Annotated in this window: 1 protein-coding gene; it reads right to left on the bottom strand. The window is 65.3% G+C overall.

Annotated features, from left to right (window positions below; translation table 11 throughout):
* Positions 1–1117: caspase family protein (locus tag C2U70_RS01760; RefSeq protein ID WP_140976143.1), on the bottom strand; the 1117-nt coding region annotated here is incomplete at both ends.

Raw genomic sequence — 1117 nt, 5'->3', positions numbered from 1 at the left:
CCTTCTCGGCCGCCTGCTTTGCGGCCAGCTCGGCAGCCGCCTTGTCGTTCGCGATCTTGTCGGCGAGCGCCTTCTCGGCGGCTTGCTTGTCAGCCAGCGCCTTGGCCACCGCGGCCTCCGCATCCTTCCGGCGCTGCTCGGCCGCGGCTGCCTTGGCTTCCTCCACCTGCTTGGCCTTCTCGGCCGCGATCCTGATGTCCTCGGCCGCCTTGGCGGCGGCCGCGGCCTTGTCTTGTTCGGTCTTCCGCGCCCGATCGTTTGCGAGCCGCGCCTTCTCCTCCTCGGCCTGCCGAGCCTTATCCGCAGCGGCAGTGCGGGCCTCTTCGGCGGAAATCTTGTTCAACTGGCCCTTGGCCAGATCGGTATAGAAGCCGCTCGGAAAGCGGTTGAGGAAGGCGGTCCATCCGTCACGCGTGCCGAGCTGAAGCGCCAGCTCGTAATCGCGGCGGATTTCGCTGTCGGGGTTGGCCTGCGGCCCGGTCGCGACCGGCTTCGCCGCGACCAGCGGCATGTCATCGCCGCCGAGCGAACCGTAGACAAAGGGCTCCTGCTTGTTGCCGGTCGTCTTCAAGACATCGTCACGGACAAAGCGGAAGGCTTTGCCAAGGTCGAGCCCCGGGGTCGGAAGCCGCTCGACCAGAGCCGCCGCGAACGGACTGTTTTTGGAGTCGCCATCCGAGGCCGTCGAGCCCGCCTTCGCCGCGAACGCAATCATCGTATTCGGGCTGTTCGGCTCGACCTTGGCAAGGCCCCGACCGATCGCGCGCGAGGCGATCGTCCGCTTCATGGTCTTGGCAAAGGGATTGTCGCGGCAGGCATCGAGAATGATCAGGCGGAGCTGTTTTGCAGGTTCGACCGCGAACAGCGCACGATCCAGGGCAATCGTTTCGTCGAGAACGTCGCTATCGGTCTCCAGCGTCGCGTCCGTCGGAATCAGATAGTTCACCCCGTCCAGTTCGATGCCGTGACCCGCGTAATACACGACGGCGATTTCGGCATCCCTAGTCTTGCCGCCAAACTCACGCAGCGCCTTGCGCATCTCCGAGGCGTTGAGGTCGAGCTTGACGTCGACGGCATCGAAGCCGGCCTTCTTGAACATGCCGCCGACCAGGGTGGC

The organism is Bradyrhizobium guangdongense (assembly GCF_006483445.1).
GTDB classification, from domain to species: Bacteria; Pseudomonadota; Alphaproteobacteria; order Rhizobiales; family Xanthobacteraceae; genus Bradyrhizobium; species Bradyrhizobium guangdongense_A.
Note: the sequence above shows the minus strand (reverse complement) of the source record. Positions and strands in the feature narration are given on the sequence as shown.